The sequence below is a fragment of the Marinobacter alkalisoli genome (genome assembly GCF_045449855.1).
Classification (GTDB): Bacteria; Pseudomonadota; Gammaproteobacteria; order Pseudomonadales; family Oleiphilaceae; genus Marinobacter.
On the sequence record NZ_JBJJLC010000047.1, the window covers coordinates 61,202 to 69,977 of the forward strand.

The following is an 8,776-nucleotide window of genomic DNA, read 5'->3' on the forward strand; positions in this document are numbered from 1 at the left end:
GCGGAACCGATTGAGGCTGGAGTAACAGGTGATAAAAGTAGGCATTGTAGGCGGAACCGGTTACACCGGTGTAGAGCTTTTAAGAATTCTGGCGGTCCATCCTGAGGCAACGGTGAGCTGTATCACTTCCCGTTCGGAAGCTGGCCTCCCGGTTGCAGAGATGTACCCCAATCTTCGTGGTTATTACGACCTGACGTTCTCTGAGCCGGATATAGACATTCTCTCTGCCTGTGACCTGGTATTTTTCGCGACACCCCATGGTGTGGCCATGCGCATGATGCCCGAGTTGATGGCTGCGGGGACCCGGGTTGTTGATTTGTCCGCCGATTTTCGCCTGCGGGATCTGGACGTATGGGCCAATTGGTATGGCATGCCCCACGAAAGCCCGGAATGGGCTGCGAAGGCTGTTTATGGCCTTCCCGAGGTGGTGCGGGACGAAGTACGCGATGCGCAACTGGTGGCGAACCCGGGCTGTTACCCGACGGCCGTCCAGTTGGGCTTCCTGCCGCTGCTGGAGAATGATCTGGTGGATCCATCACGGCTGATTGCCGATGCCAAATCCGGTGCCAGTGGTGGCGGTCGTCAGGGCAAGATCGGCATGCTCCATGGTGAAGTCGGTGAAAGCTTCAAGGCTTATGGGGCCTCGGGACACCGGCACCTGCCGGAGATTCGTCAGGGGCTTAGTCATGCCGCCGGAAAAGACGTAGGCATCACATTCGTGCCCCACCTGGTTCCCATGGTGCGTGGCATAGAGGCAACCCTTTATGCTGAGCTGAAGAACCCTCACGATTTTGATCAGTTGCAAGCGCTTTACGAGCATCGTTTCCAGGATGAGCCTTTTGTGGATGTGATGCCATTTGGCAGTCATCCCGAAACCCGCAGCGTGCGGGGAGCAAACCATTGCCGGATGGCCTTGCATCGTCAGGAAAACAGCAACATTGTGATTGTTTCCTCCGTCATCGATAACCTGGTGAAAGGTGCTGCAGGGCAGGCGGTGCAGAACATGAATATCATGTTCGGCCTGAAAGAAACTCTCGGGCTGGAAGCGCCCGCGTTGCTGCCGTAGGAATCGCCGGTGAGTGAACCAAGAAAGCCGGCGGAAGAATATGTTGTTATCCGCCACCGACCGGGATACAGGCTAAGGCGCACCCTGATACTGCTGGTGTTTTCAGTGGTTGCCGCAGTTGGCGGATATGCTGCGGGGCTTGCCCAGGGCGGTTTCCGCTTCTCCTCCGTTGAGAACAGCCGTGACCAGCTTGAGCAGGAAGTGGAGGATCTTCGGGCAAAGTACCGTGATGCGTCCCAGCAGTTAACCAATCTGGAGCGGGGCCGCACGATTGATCAGCAGGCACTGAATCAGACTCGCAAGACCATCGTTGACCTCGAAACGCAGATTGCTTCACTGAAGGCCGACCTGACTTTCTATCAGAATATCATGGCGCCTTCGGAGACCAGTAAAGGGTTACAGGTGGACCGGTTGTCACTGCAATCGGGGCGCGACGAGAATGATTACGGCTTTAAACTTGTCCTTACCCAGGTGGGAAACAACAAGAGTTATATTTCAGGCGTTGTCGCCGTGAATGTGATTGGCATGCGTAGTGACGAGAAAGAAGTCATCGCGCTTCGTGACCTTTCCGGCGATATCGACGACCTGGGCGTAAAATTCCGCTTCCGCTACTTCCAGGATATCGAAGGCCAACTTGAGCTGCCGTCAGATTTCCAGCCAATGGAGGTGCAGGTAGTTGCCCGGTCCGAAGGCCGCAAGTCCGCACAGGCGGAGCGTACATTTAATTGGGTTGAATTAACGGAGAACTGACATGCTCGGCAAGAAAAAACAGGCACCCCGTCGTCCAACTGGGCATTTTGACACGCTGGTTTCATCGCGTACGACGGTGGAGGGGGATGTGCATTTCTCCGGCGGATTGCACGTTGATGGCCGCGTTCGTGGCAAGGTGGTCGCTGAAGAAGGTAGCGACGCAGTGCTCAGAGTCTCTGAAGTGGGCGAAATTACCGGTGATATTGTCGCGCCCCATGTGATTATCAACGGTAGCGTCAATGGCGATGTCTATGCTTCTGCTCACCTTGAACTGGCCGAAAAAGCCTCAATTAATGGCAATGTCTATTACAATCTGATCGAGATGGCGATGGGCGCCTCGGTGAATGGTAACCTGGTACACCAGCGTGAGCCGGTGGGGTTGCTGAACAGTGACACCCATAAGCATGTCGCCAGAGAAGCCGAGGAACGCCCGGATGACGTGGAAAACCGGGTGGAAACGGAATAGTTGACTGGTTTAGTCAGGAATATGATAATCGTGTGCATCACACGTACAGCAATCCGGAGGCGGACTTGAGTGTAGTTCAGCAACAAATGGCCACACCGCTGTTTCTCAGTGATAGCGCCGTGGCAAAAGTGCGCGAGCTGGTTGAGGAAGAGGGTAATTCCCAACTCAAGTTGCGGGTTTTTGTAACTGGCGGCGGTTGTTCCGGGTTTCAGTACGGTTTCTCGTTCGATGAAAGTCAGGACGAGGAGGACACCACCATCGAGAAGGATGGGGTGACGTTACTGGTGGATCCGATGAGCTATCAGTATCTGGTAGGGGCAACGGTGGAATATACCGAAGGTCTGCAGGGCTCCCAGTTTGTGGTTAGCAACCCGAATGCGAGCTCCACCTGCGGCTGTGGCAGCTCTTTCTCTATCTGATCAGGCGAAATAGACCGCCCCGAGAATTCTCTCCCTTGACGCTCCGGTTACTTCAGGCAAGTTGCCGGGGCGTTTCTCCAGAGTTTGCTTTGCCAGCCAGGCAAAGGCGACAGGCTCCACCCACTGTGGATCCAGCCCAAGATCTGCGGTCGACGCGATCGTCAGCGGGCTGCAGGTTCGTTTCAGTTCCCGCATCAAAAACGCGTTCCGTGTTCCGCCGCCACAGGTAAAAACCGTCATCCCCGGCGATTGCGGCAGTTGGCGTGCAATGGAAACCACTGTCAGTTCCAGCAGCGTACGCTGGACGTCGACGGCCGAAGCATCGCTATGCCTGTGGGCCAGGGTCTTGACCCACTCCAGGTTGAACTTCTCTTTGCCGGTGCTTTTTGGGGCCGGTCGGGAAAAATAGCCATCCGAGAGCATATCCCCGAGTAATGCCTGGTGAACAATACCTTCCTCGGCCCAGCGTCCGGCTTCATCATAGGGGCGTCCGGTTTGGTAGTGGCACCATGCGTCCAGCAGCGCGTTGGCGGGGCCGGTATCGAAACCGCTGACCTTTTGATGTCCGCCTGCCGGCAGCCAACTGATGTTGGCGATTCCGCCCAGATTGAGAATGCAGCGGTCCTCGGTCTCCGAACCGAAAAACATTTTGTGGAAAGCGGGAACAAGTGGTGCGCCCTGGCCGCCTGCCGACATGTCACGTCGGCGGAAGTCGGCCACGGTAGTGATGCCGGTGCGTTCGGCTATCAGGTTGGGGTCGCCAATTTGCAGGGAAAAGGGCGCATTGCCCCCCGGCTGGTGGCGAACGGTCTGCCCATGGCTGCCGATAGCTGCAATGTCGCCCGGGGAAGTATCGGCCTTGTCGAGAACCTGGAGAGCAGCTTTGGCAAACAGGCTGCCAACAATATGGTCCAGTTCGCCCAATTCGTCGGGCGTTCCCTGGTTCTGACTGAGCTGAGCCAGACGGTGGCGGATGTTGTCAGGGTACGGAATGCTGTGGGTGGCATGTATGACGATTCGGTCACCCGGGAACGACACCAGCACGGCATCAATGCCGTCCATGCTGGTGCCGGACATCAGTCCCAACCACGTGCTCACGGGTTACTCGTCCTGATCTTGGGCCAGTGCGAGTTGCTGGTGGCCATCGCGGTACACTTCGAACTGGGCGACCCGCTGCTCCGCAAACTGGCTGAAACGGGCCATCTCGGATTTGGGTACCGGTTTGGCATCCGGCAGATCCACCGTGCGGGAGTTTCGTGGCGCACCGTTCTTGCGGAATTCATAGTGCAGGTGTGGTCCGGTGACCATACCGGAGGAGCCAACGTAGCCAATGGTCTCTCCCTGTTTCACTCGGGAGCCGTTCCTGATGCCTTTGCCCAGGCGACTCATGTGAGCATACAGTGTGGTTATGTTATCGCCGTGAGAGAGAATCACGGTGCGACCATAGCCGCCCTTCCAGCCCGCGAAATGTACGCGGCCATTGCCGGCGGCCTTGATGGGGGTTCCGGGAGGGGCGGCATAGTCAGTGCCCTCGTGAGGTCGAACGACATCAAGAATTGGATGGCGACGTTGCATGTTAAAGGGGGAGGATACCCGTGCATTGATCGGCGTCCTCAGGAATGCCTTACGCATGCTGGAGCCATCGGGAGCATAGTAGTCGCTGTCACCATTGCTGTCGGTGTACAGCAGCGCTACGTTGTCTTCGCCCCTGTTAATAAAGCGGGCAGAAAGAATGCGGCCGGTGTCGAACTTTTCGCCGTCGAGGTAAAGTTCTTCATAGACCACCTCGAACCGGTCGCCTTTGCGAACATCGTATACAAAGTCGATGTCCCAGCCGAAGATGCCGGCCATCTCCATGGCAAGCCGGTCGCTCATCCCGGCCTCCCGGGCTGCAACATAAAGGGAGCCGTCGATAACACCGGAAGCGAAGGCGGGGCGGGCCTCGGGTTCGCGAACAATGGTTTCACCCTTGAAGCCATCTTCAACTCTGGAGATGTGAAGCGTTTCCAGTAAGCTGCGTTTCAGGTCGATGGCGGCCAGGTCGCCATTGGCATCGGTTGCGAAGGCAATGGTTTCGCCTGCATAAAGGCGTTGCAGCTTGTCTGCGTCGCCTTCGCCATGGATGACCTTCAACATGATGCCATCGTTGAATCCCGCATCACGAAACAGGGAAGACAACGTGTCCCCGGACTTGATCTTGTGTTCCTGCCAGTTCAGCTTGGGCGCCTGGTCTTCTATTGGACTGGTGATTGCCAGCTCCGCTTTCGCTGGAACTGCGCTATCGTCCGAATCTGAAGTACCGTTACTTGAGGTCGGCGTGCCTTCTTTAGGCGCAGAATTGGTGACAGGGTTGCCATTCAGGTCCAGGGAATAGGACATCCTCTTGGCCTCAACATCAGAGCTGGGGCTCATTAGAATGGCGGCCGTTACTACCACGGTGGCCGCGGCAGCAATGGTAATGTGTGTTTTGGGAAGCGTTTTCAGCACGTGTGGCACCCGTTTTAATCGGTATTCCGGTAGGTTGAACTACCTAATTAAAGCTGTTGTTAAAGTATAGTCCAACAGATTACCGCATAAAATGCGTGTGGGACAGCTCGGAACATTACAGTTACTGGTCCATTCTCCAGATTTCTGGTGGCGTCATTGCTATAATATGCCGCCCTGAATGTTCGGGTCTGCTCAAAAACTGAGCGACTCTAATGTATCAAGGGATCGGGTAACTCACAGATTTCTTTTGTAGAGGTCTGTAACTGACAGAATCTTTCTAGATAAAACTGGGGACGTGTAGTTCATGGCATCTATCGATGAGGCGTTAGCCATAATCAAGCGTGGCGTTGACGAGCTGATTCCGGAAGACGATCTGGTGGCGAAGCTGAAAGAAGGCCGCCCTCTGCGTATCAAGGCGGGGTTTGATCCCACGGCGCCCGATCTTCACCTTGGGCATACTGTCCTTATTAACAAGCTCCGGCAGTTTCAGGATCTCGGCCACGAGGTCATTTTCCTGATCGGCGACTTCACAGGCAAGATCGGTGATCCGAGTGGTAAGAGTGCTACCCGTCCTCCATTAACTGACCAGCAGGTGGCGGAAAACGCCATTACCTATAAAGAGCAGGTGTTCAAGATCCTGGATCCGGCAAAAACCCGCGTTGTTTTCAACTCCGAATGGATGGGGAAGATGACCGCAGCGGATATGATCCGGCTGGCGGGCCAATATACGGTAGCCCGGATGCTGGAGCGTGACGACTTCACCAAGCGTTACCGTGCCGAGCAGTCCATCGCCATTCACGAGTTTCTGTACCCGCTCGTTCAGGGCTACGATTCTGTAGCGCTGGAAGCTGATGTGGAGTTGGGTGGTACGGATCAGAAGTTCAATCTCCTTATGGGGCGGATCCTGCAGAAGCACTATGGGCAGCCGGCTCAGGCAATTCTGACGATGCCCATTCTGGAAGGCCTGGATGGCGTTCAGAAGATGTCCAAGTCCCTGGGGAACTATATTGGTGTTAATGACTCTCCTGGTGAAATGTACACCAAGCTGCTTTCAATGCCGGATGATTTGCTGTGGCGTTACTTCGAGCTGCTGAGCTTCCGGCCGTTGGCGGAAGTGGAAGAGTTCCATGCTGCCGTAGATGGCGGCGCTAATCCCCAGGAGTACAAGAAGCTGCTGGCGGAAGAGATCATTACCCGTTTCCATGATGCCGAAGCGGCGGCGACTGCTCACAAGTCGGCGGGCAACCGGGTTGGCCTTGGCGAGATTCCCGAAAACGTGCCAACGGTAGAGGTGTCTCTGGCGGGGCGCGGTGAACTGCACATCGTGTCGTTGCTGAAAGAGGCTAACCTGGCGAGCAATGGCAAGGCCGCGAAAGATGTGTTTGGTCGTGGGGCGGTATACATCAATGGTGAGCAGGTCACCGACGAGCGGATGTTTGTAGTCGGTGATGACTGTGTTGTCCAGGCAGGCAAGAAGAAGATCGCCCGCGTTTTGGTCAAGGATTGAACGGAATCCAGGGTTTTTGAGAAAATATCCAAAAGCTCGTTGACACCTCGCCTGAGCTCTGTAGAATGCGCATCTCTTTCGAGGGGTAAGCCACTGAGGCGGCTCCGGATTCGGAAGGCAACTGTTTGAAAGTATTGAAGAAAACGAGTTTCAAATTTCTTCAGAAAGCGGTTGACAAGGTGGCGGTTCAGTGTAGAATGCGCGCCTCGATACAGCAGTAAGCCGGTGAGTTTTTCGGCGGTTTCCGGAGACGGAAACAGCGAGAAATAAACGGTTGACAAGGCGGCGGAGCGATGTAGAATACGCCACCTTGATCGGGCAAGCCCCGAACGCTCTTTAAAAAGTTAACCAAGTAATTCGTGTGGGCGCTGGCCGAGGTGTTTCGGATACGAAATATCAGGACAGTGACTCGTCGAAATTGAGTTTTGTCTTGAGCAAGAATAGGGAATCTTCGGATTCTTGTATGATTTAAACTGAAGAGTTTGATCATGGCTCAGATTGAACGCTGGCGGCAGGCTTAACACATGCAAGTCGAGCGGTAACAGGGGGAGCTTGCTCCCCGCTGACGAGCGGCGGACGGGTGAGTAATGCTTAGGAAACTGCCCAGTAGTGGGGGATAGCCCGGGGAAACCCGGATTAATACCGCGTACGCCCTTCGGGGGAAAGCAGGGGATCTTCGGACCTTGCGCTATTGGATGTGCCTAAGTCGGATTAGCTAGTTGGTGGGGTAAGAGCCTACCAAGGCGACGATCCGTAGCTGGTCTGAGAGGATGATCAGCCACATCGGGACTGAGACACGGCCCGAACTCCTACGGGAGGCAGCAGTGGGGAATATTGGACAATGGGGGCAACCCTGATCCAGCCATGCCGCGTGTGTGAAGAAGGCTTTCGGGTTGTAAAGCACTTTCAGTGAGGAGGAAAACCTTATGGCTAATACCCATGAGGCTTGACGTTACTCACAGAAGAAGCACCGGCTAACTCCGTGCCAGCAGCCGCGGTAATACGGAGGGTGCAAGCGTTAATCGGAATTACTGGGCGTAAAGCGCGCGTAGGTGGTTTGATAAGCGAGATGTGAAAGCCCCGGGCTTAACCTGGGAACGGCATTTCGAACTGTCAGGCTCGAGTGTGGTAGAGGGTAGTGGAATTTCCTGTGTAGCGGTGAAATGCGTAGATATAGGAAGGAACACCAGTGGCGAAGGCGGCTACCTGGACCAACACTGACACTGAGGTGCGAAAGCGTGGGGAGCAAACAGGATTAGATACCCTGGTAGTCCACGCCGTAAACGATGTCTACTAGCCGTTGGGACTCTTGAAGTCTTAGTGGCGCAGCTAACGCACTAAGTAGACCGCCTGGGGAGTACGGCCGCAAGGTTAAAACTCAAATGAATTGACGGGGGCCCGCACAAGCGGTGGAGCATGTGGTTTAATTCGACGCAACGCGAAGAACCTTACCTGGCCTTGACATGCAGAGAACTTTCCAGAGATGGATTGGTGCCTTCGGGAACTCTGACACAGGTGCTGCATGGCCGTCGTCAGCTCGTGTCGTGAGATGTTGGGTTAAGTCCCGTAACGAGCGCAACCCCTATCCCTAGTTGCTAGCAGTTCGGCTGAGAACTCTAGGGAGACTGCCGGTGACAAACCGGAGGAAGGTGGGGATGACGTCAGGTCATCATGGCCCTTACGGCCAGGGCTACACACGTGCTACAATGGCGCGCACAGAGGGCTGCAAACCCGCGAGGGGGAGCTAATCTCACAAAACGCGTCGTAGTCCGGATCGGAGTCTGCAACTCGACTCCGTGAAGTCGGAATCGCTAGTAATCGTGAATCAGAATGTCACGGTGAATACGTTCCCGGGCCTTGTACACACCGCCCGTCACACCATGGGAGTGGATTGCACCAGAAGTGGTTAGTCTAACCTTCGGGAGGACGATCACCACGGTGTGGTTCATGACTGGGGTGAAGTCGTAACAAGGTAGCCGTAGGGGAACCTGCGGCTGGATCACCTCCTTAAACGAAGCCGAATGCTTCGGTCAGAGTCCACACGAATTACTTGGTTGGCTAATAAAGAGAGCAAAAGGGTC

7 protein-coding genes and 1 rRNA gene are annotated in these 8,776 nt (G+C 55.3%); 6 read left to right on the forward strand and 2 right to left on the reverse strand.

Annotated features, from left to right (window positions below; genetic code table 11):
• The first annotated feature begins 28 nt into the window (after positions 1–28).
• The 4 genes from argC (at position 29) to erpA (ending at position 2,701) form a co-directional block, all read left to right on the forward strand.
• A complete protein-coding gene (gene argC / locus ACJO5Y_RS17345; protein ID WP_406988973.1) occupies positions 29–1,066 on the forward strand; it encodes an N-acetyl-gamma-glutamyl-phosphate reductase in 1,038 nt (345 codons plus the stop codon).
• A gap of 9 nt (positions 1,067–1,075) precedes the next feature.
• Positions 1,076–1,816: a DUF6776 family protein gene (locus ACJO5Y_RS17350; RefSeq protein ID WP_406988974.1), complete on the forward strand. Its 741-nt coding sequence runs from the start codon at positions 1,076–1,078 to the stop codon at positions 1,814–1,816.
• A gap of 1 nt (position 1,817) precedes the next feature.
• Positions 1,818–2,282, forward strand: a complete 465-nt coding sequence (locus tag ACJO5Y_RS17355; RefSeq protein ID WP_406988976.1) for a bactofilin family protein — start codon at positions 1,818–1,820, stop codon at positions 2,280–2,282.
• An 86-nt stretch (positions 2,283–2,368) separates the two neighbouring features.
• Complete coding sequence (erpA, locus tag ACJO5Y_RS17360; RefSeq protein ID WP_406988987.1) at positions 2,369–2,701, forward strand: iron-sulfur cluster insertion protein ErpA; 333 nt, start codon at positions 2,369–2,371, stop codon at positions 2,699–2,701.
• On the opposite strand, the gene ACJO5Y_RS17365 is transcribed toward erpA, so the two are convergent.
• Together ACJO5Y_RS17365 and ACJO5Y_RS17370 are read right to left on the reverse strand one after the other, a co-directional pair.
• Complete coding sequence (locus ACJO5Y_RS17365) at positions 2,702–3,799, reverse strand: anhydro-N-acetylmuramic acid kinase (RefSeq protein ID WP_406988977.1); 1,098 nt, start codon at positions 3,797–3,799, stop codon at positions 2,702–2,704.
• Positions 3,800–3,802: 3 nt separating this feature from the next.
• Positions 3,803–5,188, reverse strand: a complete 1,386-nt coding sequence (locus ACJO5Y_RS17370) for an OapA family protein (protein ID WP_406988979.1) — start codon at positions 5,186–5,188, stop codon at positions 3,803–3,805.
• 304 nt (positions 5,189–5,492) lie between these two features.
• Between ACJO5Y_RS17370 and tyrS the strand changes: the two genes are divergently transcribed.
• Positions 5,493–6,695 (forward strand): tyrosine--tRNA ligase, encoded by a 1,203-nt coding sequence (gene tyrS, locus ACJO5Y_RS17375; protein ID WP_406988980.1) that lies wholly within the window; start codon positions 5,493–5,495, stop codon positions 6,693–6,695.
• A gap of 470 nt (positions 6,696–7,165) precedes the next feature.
• A 16S ribosomal RNA gene (locus ACJO5Y_RS17380) occupies positions 7,166–8,705 on the forward strand.
• Positions 8,706–8,776: the final 71 nt, after the last annotated feature.

Coding starts and splice junctions, on each gene's coding strand:
- ACJO5Y_RS17355 (WP_406988976.1), top strand. CDS start 1,818: ATGCTCGGCAAGAAAAAACAGGCACCCCGTCGTCCAACTGGGCATTTT.
- erpA (WP_406988987.1), top strand. CDS start 2,369: ATGGCCACACCGCTGTTTCTCAGTGATAGCGCCGTGGCAAAAGTGCGC.
- tyrS (WP_406988980.1), top strand. CDS start 5,493: ATGGCATCTATCGATGAGGCGTTAGCCATAATCAAGCGTGGCGTTGAC.